The following is an 18,435-nucleotide window of genomic DNA, read 5'->3' on the forward strand; positions in this document are numbered from 1 at the left end:
GGCGACATGCCTGCGCTGACGGTGGACAGCCCGGTGGGGGCGCTGACGATAACCGAAACCGATGGCGCGATCACCGCGCTGACATGGGGCGGGCAGGGGGCGGACGATACGCCCCTGCTGCGGCGGGCGGCGGCGCAGCTTGCCGCCTATTTCGCGGGCGAGCGCGGGGATTTCGACCTGCCGCTGAAGGTGCACGGCAGCGACAGCCAGATCCGTATCTGCGCGGCCATCGCGGCGATCCCCTTTGGCGAGACGCGGACCTATGGCGAGCTGTCACGCGGCCTGGACCTGCCGGCGCAGGCGGTGGGGCGGGGATGCGGCGGCAACCCGATCCCGATCCTGATCCCCTGCCACCGCGTGTTGGGCGCGCAGGGGTTGGGCGGATTTTCCGGCGGGACCGGGATCGAGACGAAGATCTGGCTGCTGAAGCACGAGGGCGCGGGCGGTTTGCTGATCTGAGCCTTGTCCGAAGCCGACCGGACCGCGCGGTTTATCCACAGGATCGCGCGGTTTTCCTGCCCGATTTCGCCATGGCTCAGGCGTTGTCCACAGAACCCCTGGCCGGGATGACCTGCTGGACGATGCCGACCGCGACAAGGTAGATGCTGGTCACGACCAGCCCCCAATGCGCCCAGCTTTCGGGGTGGAAATCGACCCAGGCGGCCCAGCCGGCAAAGAAGGTCCAGGCCAGCGCGACGGGCAGCGACAGGCCGCGCCAGCGTTCGGTGCGGACCGGGTGGATGAATTTCAGCGGCAGGAACATCGCCACCGCCAGCGCCGCCACGAGGGCGAGGATGACGTAGAAATTCGGCTCGATCGCGAACAGGACGATCACCAGCATGTTCCAGCAGCCGGGAAAGCCGGAAAAGGAATTGTCCTTTGTCTTCATGCGCGTATCGGCGAAATAGACGACGCTGGCATAGGTGATGACGATGATCGCCAGCCAGCCTGTCCAGCCGGGCAGCAGGTCGGATTTGAACAGCGCGTAGGCCGGGATGAAGACATAGGTCAGGTAGTCGATGATCAGGTCCATCAGCACGCCGTCGAATTCGGCGGCGTTGGTTTTCACCTCGTATTTGCGCGCCAGCGGCCCGTCGATGCCGTCCACGGCAAAGGCCACGACCAGCCAGAGGAACATCAGGCTCCATTTCTCCTCGACCGCGGCCAGCAGCGCCAGCATGGCGAAAACGGCACCCGTGGCCGTCAGAAGATGAACCAGTATCGCCTTGAATCGCAACGACAAATCAACCTGCCTTTCGGCCTTTTCCGGCCTTTGGATGGGCGGCCTCATAGACCTCGAGCAGGCGCGCGGTATCGACCGCGGTATAGGCCTGCGTGGTCGACAGCGACGCGTGCCCGAGAAGTTCCTGAATGGCCCGCAGATCGCCGCCAGAGTTCAGCAGATGGGTGGCAAAGCTGTGCCGCATCGCGTGCGGCGTGGCGCTGGCCGGCAGGCCCAGTTGCAGCCGCGCCTGTTCCATCACCTTCTGGATCGCGCGCGGGTTCAGCGCACCGCCCCGCGCACCCCGGAAGAGCGGCGAGGTTTCTTCGATATCGTAGGGGGTCAGGCGCAGATATTCATCCACCGCCCTGCGCGCGGCGGGCAGCACCGGCACCACCCGTTCCCTGCCGCCCTTGCCACGGATGCGCAGCACGTCGGGCAGCGGCGCGTCGGCGCCGGTCAGCGACAGCGCCTCGGATATCCGCAGGCCCAGCCCGTAAAGCAGCGTCACCACCGCCGTGTCGCGCGCGGCGATCCACGGCTCGCGTGCCTGCAGCTCGACCCGGTCGAGCATGTGGCGGGCGGCGTCCTCGGCCAGCGGGCGGGGGAGTTTCTTCTGGAATTTCGGGGACCTGGCGGCCAGAACTGCAGTGGGTTCGAACCCCTCGCGCTCGGCCAGCCAGCGGTAGAAGCTTTTGACTGCCGACAGCTTGCGCGCCAGCGACCGCGGCCCGAGGTCGGGCCCCCGCGTCGCCGCCATCCAGGCGCGCATCTCCGATGTGGTGATCCGCGCCAGCGCGCCCAGCCCCTGCGCATCGCCCTTGTGCACCGTCATGAAGGCCAAGAACCCCAGCACGTCGCGGCGATAGGCATCGACCGTGTTGCCGGACGCACCTTTCAGCGATTTCTGATGCGCCAGCCACTCGGCCAGCGCCTGCGTCGCGGCGGGCGATACCAGGCTCATGACAGCCAGCGGCGCATGGCCCGTTCGAACACGCCGGCGAAGAAACACAGAAGGTCGGTGCCCTGCGCGGGGGCGAACTGGTGCGGGTCTTCGGCACCCATCACCAGCATTCCCGGCAGCCGGCCCTTGCCGAAATCCAGCCGCAGGAACGCCTCGGAGCGTATCCAGTCGGCGGCCTCGCCATAGATCGCCTCGCTGCCTTCTTCCATCTGGCGCAGCGTCACCTGCCGTGCCGGGCTGCCGCGCCCGCCGGTCAGGTATGCGTCGATAAAGCCGGGTTCGGCCACGCTCAGCACGTCGCCCAGCCGCTGCACCGCCGGGTCGGTATCCGACTGCACCGATTCCAGCACCAGCCTGACCACGTCGACGCGCAGGATATCGGCCACCTCGCCGCCCAGGTCGCGCAGGAAGGTTTCGAAATCCACCGGGTCGAGCATCCGCAGGATCGCGCGGTGCACCTGGTTGGTGCCGGACAGGTTTTCATAGGCCGCCGCGATGACCGAGCGGTGGGTATCCTCGAGCCGGTCCAGCCGCGCCTCGAGCCGGTCCATGGCGATGCCGCGCAGGTCGATCACGTTGCCGCCCATCGCACGCTCGTTCGCGGCGACCAGCGCGCGCATCAGGTCGTGATCCTCAAGGATCATGTCGGGCTGTTCCAGGATACGGTCACGCAACGCGGCGTCGATCTGGGGCTTGGTCGTCATGCTCGCCTCGGCTCGTTCCACCCGACCATAACAGGGCGGGGCGCAGTTTTCTGCTTTTTTCGTTCTGTTGCGGGATCAGGGGGGCGTTTGTCAACGCATAAGGCCCGCCACGGGGGCGGGCCCGGCCGGAAATGATGCGATTGTGCCGCGGATCAGACGATCCTGATCCCGGCGGCCTCGGCGTCCTTCAGGAACTGGTCCAGCCCCTTGTCGGTCAGCGGGTGCTGGGCCAGCTTGCGGATCACCTCGGGGGGGGCGGTCATCACGTCGGCGCCGATGCGGGCGGCCTCGGACACGTGGTTGACCGTGCGGATCGACGCGGCCAGGATCTCGGTCTCGAAGCCGTAATTGTCGTAGATCTGGCGGATATCCGCGATCAGCTGCATCCCGTCGAGGTTGATGTCGTCCAGCCGCCCGATGAAGGGCGAGATGAAGGTCGCGCCCGCCTTGGCCGCCAGCAGCGCCTGGTTGGCCGAGAAACACAGCGTGACATTGATCATGTGGCCTTCGGATGACAGCGTCTTGCACGCCTTCAGCCCGTCCCATGTCAGCGGCAGCTTGATCGCGATGTTTTCGGCGATCGTGGCCAGCTTGCGGCCTTCGGCGATCATGGCATCGGCCTCGGTGGCGACGACCTCGGCGGACACCGGGCCGTCGACCAGATCGGCGATTTCCCTGGTCACTTCCAGGATGTCGCGGCCGGATTTCTTGATCAGCGAGGGGTTGGTGGTGACCCCGTCGACGATGCCCAGCTCGTTCAGCTCGGCGATGGCGTCGATCTCGGCGGTGTCGACAAAGAATTTCATTTCGGGCCTTCCTTTCGGCGGTGGGCTTGCTCCGCCCCGCATTTACCCCATAGACCTGAGGCCCGAAACCCCATTTGGCGAAAGGTGCCGCAGGCGTGAGCGATTTCTTCCACGAGGGCGAACTGGTGGCGGTGCTGACCACCCAGCCGCTGGACCGGCTGCTGGATTACCGCGCGCCCGAAGGGGGCTGTTTCGCGGGTGCCTTCGTCGAGGTGCCGCTGGGCCCGCGCCGGGTGCCGGGTGTGGTCTGGGGGCCGGGAAAGGGCGATTTCGACCCATCGAAGATTCGCCCCGTCACCCGCGTTCTGGACGTGCCGCCGATGCGCGAGGAAATGCAGACCTTTCTGACCCGCGCGGGCGAATACACGCTGACGCCGATGACGCAGATGCTGCGGCTGGCCACCCGCGCGCCGGGGCTGGGCGATCCGCCTTCGATGCGGCGCATCTACCGGCTGGGGCAGGGCGAGCCCGACCGCATGACCGACGCCCGCGCCCGCGTGCTGGAGGTGCTGCGCGATTATGGCGGGCTGGCCTTCACGCTGGGCGAACTGGCCGAGATGGCGGGGGTGTCGGCGTCGGTCGTCAAGGGGCTGGTGAAACAGGGCGTCGTGGCCGAAGAGGACAGCCCGCGCGACCTGCCCTTTCCCCCGCTCGATCCCGATTACGGGGGCAAGGATCTGACCGGGGCGCAGGCGGCGGGGGCGGCGCAGCTGCGCGCGGGCGTGCAGTCGGGCGGCTATGGCACGACGCTGCTGCGCGGTGTCACCGGGTCGGGCAAGACCGAGGTGTATCTTGAGGCGGTGGCCGAATGCCTGCGGCAGGGGCGGCAGGCGCTGGTGCTGCTGCCGGAAATCGCGCTGACGCAGGAGTTCGTCGCGCGGGTCGAGGCGCGGTTCGGCGCGCGGCCTGCCGAATGGCATTCGGGCGTCACCATGACCGAACGCCGCCGCATCTGGAAGATGGTGGCGCAGGGCGGTGCGGAGCTGGTGGTGGGCGCGCGCTCGGCGTTGTTCCTGCCGTACCGCGACCTTGGCCTGATCGTCGTGGATGAAGAGCACGACACCTCGTACAAGCAGGAAGAGGGCGTGCTGTATAACGCGCGCGACATGGCGGTGCTGCGCGCCTCGGTCTGCGGGGCGCAGGTGGTGCTGGCCTCGGCCACGCCCAGCCTGGAAAGCTGGGTCAATGCCGAGGCGGGCAAGTATCACAAGCTGGTGCTGGAGGACCGGTTCGGCGACAGCGTGCTGCCCGAGATGCGCGCCATCGACATGCGGGCCGAAACCCTGCCGGGGGACCGCTGGATTTCGCCCACGCTGCAACAGGCGGTCCGGGCGCGGGTGGCGCAGGGCGAACAGGCGTTGTTGTTCATCAACCGCCGCGGTTACGCGCCGGTGACGCTGTGCCGGGCCTGCGGGCACCAGATCGCCTGCGATCACTGCGACGCGCGGATGGTCGAGCATCGCTTTCTCAAGCGGCTGGTCTGCCATCAGTGCGGCGAGACGAAACCGATGCCCGAGGCCTGCCCCTCCTGCGGGGCCGAGGGGCGGCTGGCGCCGGTTGGCCCCGGTGTGGAGCGGCTGACCGAAGAGGCGCAGGCGCTGTTCCCCGAGGCGCGTATCGCCACGCTGAGTTCGGACATGTTCGGCTCGGCCCGCGCGCTGAAGGACCAGATCGCCGCCATCGCCGGGGGCGAGGCCGATATCATCATCGGCACGCAGCTTGTGGCCAAGGGGCACAATTTCCCGCTGCTGACGCTGGTCGGCGTGATCGACGCCGACCTGGGCTTGCAGGGGTCGGACCTGCGCGCGGCGGAACGCACGTTCCAGCTGATGCGGCAGGTGGCGGGCCGCGCGGGGCGGGCGGAAAAGCGTGGCGTTGCGATGCTGCAGACCTTTCAGCCCGAACACCCGGTGATCCGCGCGATCCTGGCCGGCGAGGAAGAGGCGTTCTGGCAGGCCGAGGCCGCTGAGCGCAGCCAGGCCGGCGTGCCGCCCTTTGGCCGGATGGCGGGCATCGTCATTTCGTCGCCCGACGCGCAGGTGGCGTTCGATATCGGCAACCATTTGGCGCGGGCGGACGGCCCGTTGCGGCAGGTGGGGGCGCAGGTGTTCGGCCCCGCGCCCGCGCCGATCGCGCGGATACGCGGGCGGCACCGGGTGCGGCTGCTGGTCAAGGCCGACAAGGGCGTGGCGCTGCAGGGCGCGCTGCGCGCCTGGGTGGCGCAGGTACGGCTGCCCGCGCAGGCCCGGCTGGCGGTGGATATCGACCCGCAGAGTTTCTTTTGAGGGGGTTACTTTGGCGCGATGCACGCAGCCCGGAACAGCCGCGCAGCGGCCCGGGCATCGCACGGCCGCCCCCCGGCCGGGCGATTGGCTGCCGCAAGTGCCACGTTCCGGGGTAGGAAGTGGCTGCACGATAAATTGCCAGTCACAAATGTCGGATCGCCCGACCGCGGCCATGCAATGCCCTTCTGTTGCGACCGGCCCGGAAGGTGATCCCGGACATAAAACAACCCGGCTTGCCTTTGCCGCGTCCGCAGCGCAGCTTTCGGGCAGGGAGGGTGCGCGATGCATCAGGTGATCGTGATCGGGGCGGGGCCCGCGGGGCTGGCGCTGGGGGCCTGCCTGCGCGCGGAGGGGCTGGAGCCGCTGATCCTTGAGCGCGCGGCGACGGTGGGCAGCGCGTGGCGGCGGCATTACGACCGGCTGGCGCTGCATACCGACCGTGATCGTTCGCACCTGCCGTTCACGCCCTTTCCCCGCGACTGGCCGCGCTACGTGCCGCGGGCGCAGGTTGTCGACTATCTGGAAGGCTATGCCGTTGAGCATGGGCTGGTGCCCCGGTTCGGGGCCGAAGTGACGGGCGTGGCGCGACAGGGCGAGGGCTGGCGCGTGACGCTGCGCGGCAGCGAGCTGCTGCAGGCCCGCCATGTGATTTTTGCCACCGGCGTCTCGGAAACGCCCTTTCGCGCGTCATGGCCGGGGCTGGAGGGGTTTCCCGGCCCGGTCCTGCACAGCCGCGACTATCGCCGGCCCGGCGATCTGCCGGGGCAGCGGGTGCTTGTGGTGGGGTTCGGCAATTCCGGCGGCGAACTGGCGATTGATCTGGTCGAGGCGGGGCGCAATGTCGAGATCGCCGTGCGCTCGCCCGTGAACCTGCTGCCGAAGGAGTTGCTGGGCCGGCCCATCGGCAACTGGGACGTGCTGCAAAGGATATTTCCCTACCGCGTCGCAGATGCGATCACCGCGCCGGTGCTGCGGCTGATGCTGGGGGATTACCGCCGCTACGGGTTGCGCAAGGCCGCGAAGGGGCCGATCGCGCAGATCCGCGAGGACGGGCGCATCCCGCTGATCGACCTCGGCACGCTGGCGCTGATGCGCGCGGGGCGGTTGCGGGCGCGGCCGGGGCCCGAACGGATCGAGGGCGCGACCGTCACCTTCACCGATGGCAGCACGGGCGCGTATGACGCGATCCTGCTGGCCACCGGCTATACCGTCGATCTGCGCCCGATGCTGGGCAAGATGCCCGGCGTTCTGGACGAAACCGGCCGGCCGCTACGTTCGGGCGCGGAACTGGCGCCGGGGCTGTGGTTCTGTTCCTATCACACCGTGCCCAACGGCCAGCTGCGCGAAATCGCCCGGCAGGCCCCGGAGATCGCGCGCGGTGTGGCCGCGCGGCTGGATCAGGCGGCGGCGCCGGCCGCGGCGCGCTGATCGACCAGCAGGTCGGTCAGCATCGCGCCGATCCACATGCAGAACAGCGCCAGCCACGCGGTGCCGGCAAAGACCGATCCGCCGGTCACGCCCGCGCCGATGGCGCAGCCGCCGGCCAGCATCGCGCCGAACCCCATCAGCACCGCGCCCGTCATCGAGCGGCGCATGTTGGATTCGTCGGAAAAGCCCTGGAATTTGAACTCGCCCTTCAGCAGCGCCGCGCTCATCGAGCCCAGCACCACGCCCGGCACCAGCCCGACCGAGAATTGCAGCACCTCGTTGCGATCCAGAAAGAACATCAGCGTATGGGCCGAGGGGCCCGAGAAGGTTACGCTTTCCACCGTCACCGGATCGAAGGCGATCTGGCTGAGCGTGAAGGTCGCCACCCAGCCCACCGCCACGGAAAATCCGACGCCCGCGCCAAAGATCAGCCGGCTGGCCGAGATCCTGTTCTTCCACGACAGGACAAGCGCCAGGGCCGCGAAGACGATGCCGATCGCCAGCCCCGCCCATTGCGGCAGGCCGAGGGCGGCCAGCAGGTCGAGGTTGCGGCCGCCCGACGTCGTCCACAGCGCGGCCAGGTCGTTGCGGATATCCGACAGCAGGCCCGACAGGCTCATCTGTGCGACCACGGCAAAGATCAGCCCCGAGACCACCGAGCGCAGGTTGCCGGTGGCCGCCAGCACCAGCAGGCGCCCCGAACAGCCGCGCGCCAGCACCATGCCGACGCCGAACAGCAGCCCGCCGATGATCGCGCCCGACCAGCTGCCGGGCACCGCCATCTGCCGGCCCTCGGCGGCGTCGAACAACCCCATGAGCTGCGCGCCCTGCACCCAGACCATCGCGGTCGAGAAGGTCAGGAACCACACCGCCACCTTGTCGCCCATCCGGCCGCGGGCAAATTCCACCGTCGCAGCGCGCAGGCAGAACCGCGAGCGTTGTGCGGACACGCCAAAGATCACCCCGGTGACGATGCCCAGAAGGGCGGCCGTCGGGGCCTCACCGATCCGTTCGACAAGGGCAAGAAGGTCCATCGCGCCTCTCCGATCCCGTATGCGTTGCAGGCGCGTATGTCACGACGGGGGCAAAACCGCCTTGATTCAGATCATGCAGCCGCGGGGCGGGTGCGACCCCACCCTGCGCGGATGCACAGCGACGCCTCTCGCCAATCCGCGGAAAAGGGCGTAATGGCAGGATCATGAGAACCATGCCCCTTGCCGATGCGCGGCATTTGCCGCTGTGGCGCCGCCCCACCTCTCTTTTGTTCGCAATGGCGCTGGCCATGCCCATCGCCTTTGCCACGTGGTCGGCGCTGCTCAATAATTTCGTGGTCGAGGTGGCGCAGTTCGACGGCGCCGATATCGGGCTGCTGCACAGCGTGCGGGAAATCCCCGGCTTCCTGGCCGTGGGTGTGATCGCTGTCATCATCTTCGTGCGCGAACAGGTGCTCGGGCTGGTCTCGCTCATCCTGCTGGGCGTGGCCACGGCGGTGACCGCGTGGTTTCCCAGCCTTGGCGGCATCCTGACCATCACCATGCTCAGCTCGATCGGGTTTCATTACTATGAAACGGTGAACCAGTCGCTGCAGCTGCAATGGCTGCCGAAAGAGCGCGCGCCGCAGATGCTGGGCTGGCTGCTGGCGGCGGGGTCGGCGGCGACGCTGGTGGCCTATGTGCTGATCGTGCTGACATGGCGGGCGTTCGACCTGTCCTACAACCTGATCTACCTGGTGTCGGGCGGGATCACCGCGGTTCTGGCGGTGTTCTGCCTGCTGGCCTATCCGCAGTTCGAGGCGCCCAATCCGCAGGTCAAGAAGTTCATCCTGCGCCGGCGTTACTGGCTTTATTACGCGCTGCAGTTCATGGCCGGCGCGCGGCGGCAGATCTTCATGGTGTTCGCGGGCTTCATGATGGTCGAGAAATTCGGCTTCGACGTGCACCAGGTGACGGGGCTGTTCCTGATCAACCTGGTGATCAACATGGGGTTCGCGCCGGTGTTTGGCCGCGCGGTGGCGCGGTTCGGCGAGCGTAACACGCTGATCTTCGAATATGCCGGGCTGGTGACGGTGTTCCTGGCCTATGGCGGGATCTACTGGTTCGGCTGGGGCGTGTTGCTGGCCTCGGTCCTCTACGTGGTCGATCACATGCTGTTCGCGCTGGCGCTGGCGCTCAAGACCTATTTCCAGAAGATCGCCGATCCCGGCGATATCGCCCCCACGGCGGCCGTGGCCTTTACCATCAACCATATCGCGGCGGTGGGGCTGCCGTGGATACTGGGGCTGCTGTGGCTTGCCTCGCCCGCGGCGGTGTTCGGGCTGGCGGCGGCGATGGCGGGCACCTCGCTGCTGCTGGCGCTGATGATCCCGCGCCACCCCGAACCGGGGAACGAGACGGTGTTTTCCCGCTTTGTGGCAGCCACCCCGGCAGAATAGCGCCGTGGCACAGCACGCGAAATTCACCACAGGGTCCACCCTGCGCCACGTGGTCGTGATGACACTGACCGGGTCGCTGGGGCTGAGCTTCATGTTCCTGGTCGATTTCCTGGCGCTGTTCTGGATCAGCCGGCTGGGGCGCGAGGACCTGATCGCCGCGGTGGGCTTTGCCGCGACGATCCAGTTCTTCCTGGTCTCGATATCTATCGGGATGATGATCGCCGCCGTCGCGCTGGTCAGCCGGGCGCTGGGGCAGGGCGATCCCGACCGGGCGCAGCGCATTGCGACCTCGGCCATGATCTATGCGGTGGCGGTGCAGGGGGCGATCGCCGTGGCGGTGTTCATGCTGCGCGAGCCGCTTTTGCGCTGGTCGGGGGCCGAGGGCGCGGTGCTGGACGTGGCGGCGCATTTCCTGGGGATCACGGTGATCTCGCTGCCGCTGACCGCCCTGGCGATGAGCGGCGGCGCCGTGTTGCGGGCCGCCGGCGAGGCATGGCGCGCGATGATGGTCACCACCACCGGCGGGCTGGTGGCGCTGGTGGTCGATCCGATCCTGATCGTTGTCATGGGGCTGGGCGTGCCGGGGGCGGCGATGGCCATCGTGATCTCGCGCATGGCGATGGCCTGTGCGGGGCTTTACTGGGTGATGGGCCGCGGGCTGCTGACCCGTCCGGCGCTTTACGACCTGCGCGACATGGCGGCGCCGTTCCTGGCCATCGCGCTGCCGGCGGTGGCGACGCAGGTGTCCACCCCGTTCGGCAACTGGGTGCTGATCCGGGCGATGTCCGAACATGGCGAAAGCGCGGTGGCGGGGCTGGGCGTGGCGGCGCGGCTGCAGATCCTGGGGTTCGGCGGGATCTTTGCGCTGTCGGGCGCGATCGGCGGGATCATCGGGCAGAACCATGGCGCCGGGCTGGGCGGTCGGGTGCGGCAATCCTATCTCGACGCGCTGAAATTCTGCGCGGTCTATACCGCGGTCATCTGGGCGCTGATGCTGATCTTTGCCGATCCGCTGGCGCGCGCCTTTGGCCTTGGCGGGATGGCGGCGGATGTGGTGCACTGGTTCGCTCTGATCGGGGCGGGATCGTTCATGTTCACCGGGGCGCTGTTCGTGGCGAATGCCGCCTTCAACAACCTTGGCCGCCCGATCTGGGCCACGATGGCCAACTGGGCGCGCGACGGCGGCATGATGGCGCCCCTTGCCTTTGGCCTTGGCGCGGTATTCGCCGCGCCGGGGGTGATTGCCGGGCAGGCGCTGGCCAACGTGCTGGCGGGGGCGCTGGCGGGGTGGATCGGCTGGCGCTTTGTCAGCCGCGGGGTTGACCGCGCGGCGCACCCGGCCTAACGCCAGACCGGCCCAGGACAGGAGACGCCGCCATGCCCACATTCACCGCGCTGACCACATTGATGGGAAAGGACCGCGCCGAGGCGCTGGGCGAGGCGGTCGAACGCCTTGTGCCCGAACCCACCGGCATCGGCGTCTTCGAGATCGAGGACGATTCAGGCCTGTGGGAGGTCGCCTGCTATTTCACCGAGGCGCCCGACGAAACCGGCCTTGCCCTGCTGGCCGCCGCCCATGACGCGAAACCCTTTGCGGTATCCGAACTGCCGGAAACCGACTGGGTGGCCAAGGTCCGGCGCGAGCTGACCCCGGTCGCCGCCGGGCGGTTCTTTGTCTATGGCAGCCACGACGCCGACAAGGTGCCCGAGGGGTGCGAGCCGCTGCTGATCGAGGCGGCGATGGCGTTCGGTACCGGCCATCACGGCACCACGCTGGGCTGCCTGCGGGCGCTGGACCGGCTGGCGAATGATGGGTTCCAGGGCCGCAACGTCGTGGATATCGGCTGCGGCACCGCGGTGCTGGCGATGGCGGCGGCCCGGATCTGGCCCGACACGGTGCTGGCCAGCGATATCGACGCCGTCGCCGTCGAGGTGGCCGAGGCCAACGTCACCGCCAACGGGCTGGAGGGGCGGGTGCGCTGTATCGAGGCCACGGGGTTCGACAATCCCGAATTGCAGGCTGCCGCGCCGTTCGACCTGGTGTTCGCCAACATCCTCAAGGGGCCGCTGATCGCGCTTGCGCCGGACGTCGCCGCATATACCCGAACGGATGGGAAAGTGATTCTTTCGGGGATTCTGAACACGCAGGCGGATGAGGTAATTGCCGTTTATGCACGCCATGGCATCAATCTTGCCCAACGCGAAGAGATTGGTGAGTGGACGACGATAACGCTTGTGAAAGAAGGCTAATTCCCCGCAAAATTGGGGCGTGTTTTAGGCGCTTGCCCCATTTTTGCCACATTTCCCCGACATAAACTTCCGAAACGCTGGTGGGGGCCAGCAACGGAGTTTGAGATGGTCGAGGCTGCCACAGACTTTCACAAGCGCGTTAAGCGTATCAACAAGCAACATGCGCGCCTGTCGCATGGCTATGTCTCGGTCGTGGGCAAGGATGGGCTGATCATCGCCAAGCCCCGGCGCAAATCCGGCGGCTTCCCGCTGCGTATCATCGCGCTGATGATCCTGGTTTTCTTCGGCTTCAAGGTTTTGCTGATCTCGCAGCTTGGGCCGCAGGGCTATGCCGAGCGTGTCCAGCTTCTGCAAAGCGGCACGTCGGTCGAACAGGCCGGTGCCTATCTTCTCAAGGCCGATCCGATCAGCAGCGCGCTGGCCGACGGTATCCGCAAGCTGACGCTCTGATCGCTCTCGTTCAGGGCAGGTCCCAGCCCCCGCTCAGGTTTGAATGGCAGCACCGGGGGGGGGTAAACGGAAAAAGGCCGCGTTCCAGCCCGGAACGCGGCCTTTTCGTATCGGAACCTGTCGCGCTGTCAGGCGCGGCGTGCCACCTGGTCGATATCGCCACGGCACAGGCCGATATCGTCCAGCTCACGGTCGGTGAGGCGGGACAGGGCGTTGCGCGTTACGCGCGCGTCGTTCCAGTCGGCAAGGGCGGCGACAAGGCGCGAAAAGACGTTGCCGGCACGCGATGCGGTGCCGAAGGCGGCGGGGCGGTTGGCGTCGAAAACTGCCATTTTCGTGATCCTTCTGGTCAAATAATATGCGGATTGTGAATCCGCTGTCTGAAGCCGCACTTAGGATGGGTGATTTCACCTAACAAGACATCTTTTTTGCATAGGAGTCATGCGGCCGCTGCATGTGTCGGAAATGCGCCGAAACGCCTTGTAAAAAAGGGCTGAAACGGTTGTGGATATGTCGGTTTCAGGGCGCGAAATGGCGCAATTGAGCCTTATGTTTCGCTGCGCTGCGGCAAAGGGTCGTTTTCCGGCCTCGGCGGTTTCCCGTTGGCGTTTGTTCGCCTTTCGTGCTACTGCGTCAGAAAAGCAACAACCGGCAGGGCAGTGATGCGGATTTTAGGGATCGATCCGGGGCTTCGGAACCTCGGATGGGGTGTGATCGAGGCGCAGGGCAGCCGACTCAGCCATGTCGCCAACGGGATTCTGCATTCCGAAGGCTCCGATCTGGCCCGCCGCCTGCTGTCTCTGCACGAACAGCTGACCGATGTCCTGCACCGCTATGCCCCCGAAACCGCGGCGGTCGAACATACCTTCGTCAACAAGGACGGGGCCGGCACGCTGAAGCTGGGGCAGGCGCGGGCGATCGCGCTGCTGGTACCGGCGCAGTTCGGCATCGCGGTGGGGGAATACGCGCCCAACGCGGTGAAAAAGACGGTGGTCGGCGTGGGCCACGCGCAGAAGGGGCAGATCGACCACATGGTGCGGATGCAACTGCCCGGCGCCGATATTGCCGGGCCGGATGCGGCCGATGCGCTGGCGGTGGCGATCTGCCATGCCTATCAGGGCGCGGCCGCCACCCGGCTGGACCAGGCGGTGCGGAGGGCCAGCGCATGATCGGCAAGATCGCGGGGCGCATCGACTATCGTGCCGAAGACCACGTGCTGATCGACGTGCGCGGGGTGGGCTACCTCGTCTATTGTTCGGATCGCACATTGGCCGCGCTGCCCCCGGCGGGCGAGGCGGTGGCTCTCTATACCGACCTGCTGGTGCGCGAGGATATCCTGCAGCTTTTCGGCTTCCTGACGCTGGTGGAAAAGGAATGGCACCGCCTGCTGATGAGCGTGCAGGGCGTCGGCGCCAAGGCCTCGCTGGCCATTCTCGGCACGCTGGGGGCCGAGGGCGTCAGCCGCGCCATCGCGCTGGGCGACTGGAATGCGGTCAAGGCGGCCAGGGGGATCGGCCCGAAAACCGCGCAGCGCGTGGTGAACGAGCTGAAGGACAAGGCCCCCGGTATCATGGCGCTGGGCGGCACGATGGCCGCCGCGCTGGGCGAGGATGCGGCCGATGTGATCGAGGATGCCCCGGCAGCCCCCGCAACGTCCCGGCCCGCACCGGCCCCCCGCGGCAACGCCGCCGCCCAGTCCGAGGCGCTGTCGGCGCTGGCCAACCTCGGCTACGCCCCGGGCGAGGCCGCGGGCGCCGTTGCGCAGGCCGCCGATGACGCGCCCGGCGCCGATACCGCCACGCTGATCCGCGCGGCGCTGAAACTGCTGGCTCCGAAAGGGTAGGACGATGACGACCCCCGATCCCACCCTGCGCCCCGATCCGCTGCCCGAGGATGGCGACCGCGCCCTGCGTCCGCAGGCGCTGGACGAATTCATCGGCCAGGCCGAGGCGCGCGCGAACCTCAAGGTGTTCATCCAGTCCGCCCGCCAGCGCGGCGAGGCGATGGATCACACCCTGTTCCACGGCCCCCCCGGCCTTGGCAAGACGACGCTGGCGCAGATCATGGCCAAGGAACTGGGGGTGAATTTCCGCATGACCAGCGGCCCGGTTCTGGCCAAGGCGGGCGACCTCGCGGCGATCCTGACCAATCTGGAATCGCGCGACGTGCTGTTCATCGACGAGATTCACAGGCTCAACCCCGCGGTCGAAGAGGTGCTTTACCCCGCGCTGGAGGATTTCGAACTTGACCTCGTGATCGGCGAGGGGCCGGCCGCGCGCACCGTGCGGATCGAGCTGCAGCCCTTCACGCTGGTCGGCGCGACCACGCGGATGGGGCTGCTGACCACGCCGCTGCGCGACCGCTTCGGCATTCCGACCCGGCTGAATTTCTACACCAGGGACGAGCTGAACGAGATCGTCACCCGCAACGCCCGGCTGATGGGCGCGCCCGCCACGCCCGAGGGGGCGATGGAAATCGCCCGCCGGTCGCGCGGCACGCCCCGGATCGCCGGGCGGCTGTTGCGCCGCGTCGTCGATTTCGCCGTGGTCGAGGGCGAGGGCCGCGTGACCAAGGAGATCGCCGATCACGCGCTGACCCGGCTGGGGGTCGACGACCTTGGGCTGGACGGTGCCGACAGGCGTTATCTGCGGCTGATCGCCGAGAATTATGCCGGCGGCCCGGTGGGGATCGAAACCCTGTCGGCCGCGCTGTCGGAAAGCCGCGACAGCCTGGAAGAGGTGATCGAACCCTTCCTGCTGCAACAGGGGCTGATCCAGCGCACCCCGCGCGGCCGGATGCTGGCGCAGAAGGGCTGGACGCATCTGGGGCTTGCCGCCCCAGGGGCGCCGGGGCAGGACGACCTGTTCGGAAAGTGACCGCGCGGCTTGCACCCGGCCCGCGCCCCGCGCTATCCCGCCCGAAGCGACAGGAGGCCCGATGCAAGACGCCCGGATGACGCCCGACGAGGTCACGCAGCTTTTCACCCGCGCCGACGGGCAGTTCGCCTTTGCCCGCTGGGGCCGGCCCATCGCGCCGGTGATTTTCGGCGTCGGGGACAAGACACTCGAAACCATCAAGGGCGCGCTCGAGGCGGTGGCGGCGCTGTCGGGGCACAAGCTGGCCGAAACCGACCCCGAGCTTGGCGCCAACCTGATGGTGTTCTTCTTTCGCGACTGGGAGGAACTGCCGCAGGTGCCCAATCTCGACCGGCTGATCCCCGACCTCGGGCCGCTGGTGGCGCGGCTGCAATCGGCGGGCGCGAACCAGTATCGCGTGTTCCGCTTCGACGACCAGGGCGGCATCAAGGCGGCCTTCGTCTTCGTGCGGATGGATGGCGCATTGTCGGACCTGCCGGCGGATGTGCTGGCGCTGTCGCAGGTAGTGCAGGGGATCCTGTTGTGGTCCGACACGGCCTTTACCGACCGCTCGCCGCTGGCGGTGCTGCAGGACCGCACCATCCTGCGCCCCGATATCGCGGCGCTGATCCGCGCGGCCTATGACCCGGTTTTGCCGGTGGCGGCAAGCGATCCGTCCCACGCATTGCGGCTGCAGGCGCGGATGCAATCCGCGCCGCCCGCCTGATGCGCTGCTTCATCGGTCTGCCGCTGCCGCCCGACATCCGCGCGGAACTCAGTGATCTGCAGGCCGAGTTGCGCACCGGCCGGCCGGTGGCCGAAGAGAACCTGCACCTGACGCTGGCCTTCCTGGGCGACACGGAACTGCCCGCGCTCGAAGCGTTGCACGATGCCCTGTCCGGGATCGCCTTTGCCCCGTTCGATCTGCGGCTGGCCGGGCTCGACATGTTCGGCGGCCGCCGCCCGGCGGTCCTGTTCATCCGTGGCGATGGCGGCGATGCGCTGTCCCGGCTGCACGCGCGCGTCGTCACGGCCATCCGCGCCGCCGGGATCGACCTGCGCCGCGAACGGTTCCGCCCGCATGTCACGCTGGCCCGGTTCCGCCGCGAGATGCGCGCCGAGGAGTCCGCCAGACTGGGCGATTTCCTGGCAGCCCACGGCGATGCCGCGCTGGCGCCCTTCACGGTCGACGGTTTCACCCTTTACCGTTCCACCCTGCATCCCGACGGGCCGGTCTACGAGCGGCTTGCAGACTATCCCGCATCGGCCTAGCCTGCGCGCCATGAGCGAGCAGACCCCCAAACTCTACACCCTGCCGATCCGCGTCTATTACGAGGATACGGACATGGCCGGCATCGTCTATTACGCCAATTACCTGCGCTATATCGAGCGCGGCCGCAGCGAATGGGTGCGCGAGGTCGGGCTGGATCAGAACCGCATGAAGGACGAGGACGGCATCGTCTTCGCCGTGCGCCGGGTCGAGGCCGATTACCTTGCGCCCGCACGGCTGGACGACCGGCTGGACGTGCTGACCTGGGTCGCGGAGCGCCGCCCCGCCCGGATGGTGATGGGGCAGGAGGTGCGGCGCGGCGACCAGGTGCTGTTCCGCGCGCTGGTCACGGTGATCTGCATGACGCTGGATGGCCGCCCGGTGCGGATGCCGGTGTGGGACGACGGCTGAGCGCGCGGCCCCGCGTGCTTCATCGTTCCGCAAATACTCAATTCGCCCCGGCGGGTTTCCGCGTAATCGTTCAGATAGCGTATCCGTGATGCAGTTCCTGTTGGCTTTCCCCTTATCCATACGGTAGTTTGCGGGCAAAATGCCCGAAAAACCGGGGCACAAGCAACGAGCAGGCAGAATGGAAGCAGAAACCCTTGCACTGGCGCAGGAGATGGATTTCTCCATGTGGGCGCTTTTCGCGCGCGCCACCTTTACCGTGAAACTCGTGATGATCCTGCTGATCGTGGCCTCGTTCTGGTCATGGTCGATCATCGTGCAGAAACTGATCGCCTATCGAAAGGCGCGGGCCGAGGCGGCGGTGTTCGACCGCGCCTTCTGGTCGGGCGACCCGCTGGACGAGCTGTTCGACCAGATCGGTGCCGATCCGGGCGGCCGGTCAGAACGGGTATTCGCCGCCGGCATGATCGAATGGCGGCGCAGCCACCGGCAGGATGGCGGGCTGATCGCGGGCGCGCAGGCGCGGATCGACCGCAACATGGATGTCGCCATCGCCAAGGAAGCCGAGGATCTGCAAGGCGGGTTGTCGGTGCTGGCCACGGTCGGATCGGTTTCGCCCTTCGTCGGGCTGTTCGGCACGGTCTGGGGCATCATGCACGCCTTCATCGGCATCGCCGAGCAGCAGAACACCAACCTTGCCGTCGTCGCGCCGGGCATCGCCGAGGCGCTGCTGGCCACCGGGCTGGGCCTGCTGGCGGCCATTCCCGCGGTGATCTTCTACAACAAGCTCAGCGCCGATGCGGACCGGATCGTCGCGGGATACGAGGCGTTCGCCGACGAATTTTCCACCATCCTCAGCCGCCAGCTGGATTCCTGAGCCATGGGCGCGGGCGTCATCCAGAAGGACGGGGGCGGCGGGCATCGCCGGCGGCGGCGCGGCGGACGCGCGCGGCCGATGTCGGAAATCAACGTCACGCCCTTTGTCGACGTGATGCTGGTGCTGCTGATCATCTTCATGGTCGCCGCACCGCTGATGACGGTGGGCGTGCCGGTGGAATTGCCGAAAACCGCAGCGAACGCGCTGCCCGGTGAACAGGAAGAGCCGCTGGCCATCACCATCACCGCCGAGGGGCAGGTGATGATCCAGACCACCGAGGTGCCGCGCGACGAGCTGGTCAACCGCCTGCGCGCGATCGCGGCGGAACGCGCCAGCGACCGGGTCTTCGTGCGCGCCGACGGGGCGGTGCCCTATGCCGGCGTGGTGCAGGTGATGGGCGCGCTGAACCGGGCGGGGTTTTCCAATATCGGGCTGGTGACGGATGCCGGCGGCCCCGCGCTTGACGGGCAGGAGAACTGAGGCCC

21 protein-coding genes are annotated in these 18,435 nt (G+C 67.7%); 15 read left to right on the plus strand and 6 right to left on the minus strand.

Going from position 1 to position 18,435, the window contains the following annotated elements:
* Positions 1–6 precede the first annotated feature (6 nt).
* Positions 7–459, plus strand: coding sequence for a methylated-DNA--[protein]-cysteine S-methyltransferase (locus F3H87_RS02510; RefSeq protein WP_149786609.1), 453 nt, complete (start codon positions 7–9; stop codon positions 457–459).
* 76 nt (positions 460–535) lie between these two features.
* On the opposite strand, the gene F3H87_RS02515 is transcribed toward F3H87_RS02510, so the two are convergent.
* The 4 genes from F3H87_RS02515 to fsa all read right to left on the minus strand — a co-directional run bounded on the left by F3H87_RS02515 (position 536) and on the right by fsa (position 3,696).
* Entirely contained in the window at positions 536–1,243 is a 708-nt protein-coding gene (locus tag F3H87_RS02515; RefSeq protein WP_149786608.1) for a CDP-alcohol phosphatidyltransferase family protein, read from the minus strand.
* Position 1,244: 1 nt separating this feature from the next.
* A complete protein-coding gene (locus F3H87_RS02520; RefSeq protein WP_149786607.1) occupies positions 1,245–2,186 on the minus strand; it encodes a tyrosine recombinase XerC in 942 nt (313 codons plus the stop codon).
* The gene (locus F3H87_RS02525; RefSeq protein WP_149786606.1) at positions 2,183–2,890 is read right to left on the minus strand and encodes a DUF484 family protein; all 708 of its coding nucleotides are present in this window, start codon (positions 2,888–2,890) and stop codon (positions 2,183–2,185) included. Before F3H87_RS02525 ends, F3H87_RS02520 begins: the two co-directional genes overlap by 4 nt.
* Before the next feature lie 152 nt (positions 2,891–3,042).
* Complete coding sequence (gene fsa, locus F3H87_RS02530; RefSeq protein WP_149786605.1) at positions 3,043–3,696, minus strand: fructose-6-phosphate aldolase; 654 nt, start codon at positions 3,694–3,696, stop codon at positions 3,043–3,045.
* A gap of 95 nt (positions 3,697–3,791) precedes the next feature.
* Here fsa and F3H87_RS02535 point away from each other — a divergent pair, with 95 nt between their 5' ends.
* Entirely contained in the window at positions 3,792–5,981 is a 2,190-nt protein-coding gene (locus F3H87_RS02535) for a primosomal protein N' (protein ID WP_149786604.1), read from the plus strand.
* A 282-nt stretch (positions 5,982–6,263) separates the two neighbouring features.
* The gene (locus F3H87_RS02540) at positions 6,264–7,409 is read left to right on the plus strand and encodes a flavin-containing monooxygenase (RefSeq protein WP_149786603.1); all 1,146 of its coding nucleotides are present in this window, start codon (positions 6,264–6,266) and stop codon (positions 7,407–7,409) included.
* Here the strand turns inward: F3H87_RS02540 and F3H87_RS02545 are convergent.
* Positions 7,379–8,443, minus strand: coding sequence for a YeeE/YedE family protein (locus tag F3H87_RS02545; protein WP_149786602.1), 1,065 nt, complete (start codon positions 8,441–8,443; stop codon positions 7,379–7,381). The two genes, F3H87_RS02540 and F3H87_RS02545, sit on opposite strands and share 31 nt — an antisense overlap.
* A gap of 161 nt (positions 8,444–8,604) precedes the next feature.
* Here F3H87_RS02545 and F3H87_RS02550 point away from each other — a divergent pair, with 161 nt between their 5' ends.
* The 4 genes from F3H87_RS02550 to F3H87_RS02565 all read left to right on the plus strand — a co-directional run bounded on the left by F3H87_RS02550 (position 8,605) and on the right by F3H87_RS02565 (position 12,540).
* On the plus strand, positions 8,605–9,840 hold the full coding sequence (locus F3H87_RS02550) for an MFS transporter (RefSeq protein WP_149786601.1): 1,236 nt from the start codon (positions 8,605–8,607) through the stop codon (positions 9,838–9,840).
* Positions 9,841–9,844: 4 nt separating this feature from the next.
* The gene (locus F3H87_RS02555; RefSeq protein WP_149786600.1) at positions 9,845–11,185 is read left to right on the plus strand and encodes an MATE family efflux transporter; all 1,341 of its coding nucleotides are present in this window, start codon (positions 9,845–9,847) and stop codon (positions 11,183–11,185) included.
* A 32-nt stretch (positions 11,186–11,217) separates the two neighbouring features.
* On the plus strand, positions 11,218–12,090 hold the full coding sequence (locus F3H87_RS02560; RefSeq protein ID WP_149786599.1) for a 50S ribosomal protein L11 methyltransferase: 873 nt from the start codon (positions 11,218–11,220) through the stop codon (positions 12,088–12,090).
* A 105-nt stretch (positions 12,091–12,195) separates the two neighbouring features.
* Positions 12,196–12,540, plus strand: coding sequence for a hypothetical protein (locus F3H87_RS02565; RefSeq protein WP_149786598.1), 345 nt, complete (start codon positions 12,196–12,198; stop codon positions 12,538–12,540).
* Between the two features lie 128 nt (positions 12,541–12,668).
* Here F3H87_RS02565 and F3H87_RS02570 read toward each other — a convergent pair whose 3' ends face one another.
* Positions 12,669–12,872, minus strand: coding sequence for a DUF1127 domain-containing protein (locus F3H87_RS02570; protein WP_149786597.1), 204 nt, complete (start codon positions 12,870–12,872; stop codon positions 12,669–12,671).
* Positions 12,873–13,202: 330 nt separating this feature from the next.
* Here F3H87_RS02570 and ruvC point away from each other — a divergent pair, with 330 nt between their 5' ends.
* The 8 genes from ruvC to tolR all read left to right on the plus strand — a co-directional run bounded on the left by ruvC (position 13,203) and on the right by tolR (position 18,430).
* On the plus strand, positions 13,203–13,709 hold the full coding sequence (gene ruvC / locus F3H87_RS02575; RefSeq protein ID WP_188129132.1) for a crossover junction endodeoxyribonuclease RuvC: 507 nt from the start codon (positions 13,203–13,205) through the stop codon (positions 13,707–13,709).
* Entirely contained in the window at positions 13,706–14,383 is a 678-nt protein-coding gene (gene ruvA, locus F3H87_RS02580) for a Holliday junction branch migration protein RuvA (protein WP_149786595.1), read from the plus strand. Before ruvC ends, ruvA begins: the two co-directional genes overlap by 4 nt.
* 4 nt (positions 14,384–14,387) lie before the next feature.
* Positions 14,388–15,416 (plus strand): Holliday junction branch migration DNA helicase RuvB, encoded by a 1,029-nt coding sequence (gene ruvB, locus F3H87_RS02585; protein ID WP_149786594.1) that lies wholly within the window; start codon positions 14,388–14,390, stop codon positions 15,414–15,416.
* 76 nt (positions 15,417–15,492) lie between these two features.
* The gene (locus F3H87_RS02590) at positions 15,493–16,122 is read left to right on the plus strand and encodes a hypothetical protein (protein ID WP_149787118.1); all 630 of its coding nucleotides are present in this window, start codon (positions 15,493–15,495) and stop codon (positions 16,120–16,122) included.
* Positions 16,122–16,667 carry an RNA 2',3'-cyclic phosphodiesterase gene (gene thpR, locus F3H87_RS02595; protein WP_149786593.1) on the plus strand — a complete coding sequence of 182 codons (546 nt, stop codon included), beginning with the start codon at positions 16,122–16,124 and terminating at the stop codon, positions 16,665–16,667. The genes F3H87_RS02590 and thpR overlap by 1 nt, the downstream gene beginning before the upstream one ends.
* A gap of 10 nt (positions 16,668–16,677) precedes the next feature.
* Entirely contained in the window at positions 16,678–17,076 is a 399-nt protein-coding gene (ybgC, locus tag F3H87_RS02600) for a tol-pal system-associated acyl-CoA thioesterase (protein WP_149786592.1), read from the plus strand.
* A gap of 178 nt (positions 17,077–17,254) precedes the next feature.
* Positions 17,255–17,950: a protein TolQ gene (gene tolQ / locus F3H87_RS02605; protein WP_149786591.1), complete on the plus strand. Its 696-nt coding sequence runs from the start codon at positions 17,255–17,257 to the stop codon at positions 17,948–17,950.
* Between the two features lie 3 nt (positions 17,951–17,953).
* Positions 17,954–18,430: a protein TolR gene (gene tolR / locus F3H87_RS02610; protein WP_149786590.1), complete on the plus strand. Its 477-nt coding sequence runs from the start codon at positions 17,954–17,956 to the stop codon at positions 18,428–18,430.
* Positions 18,431–18,435 lie beyond the last annotated feature (5 nt).

Source organism: Lutimaribacter pacificus (assembly GCF_900142185.1).
GTDB lineage: Bacteria > Pseudomonadota > Alphaproteobacteria > Rhodobacterales > Rhodobacteraceae > Lutimaribacter > Lutimaribacter pacificus.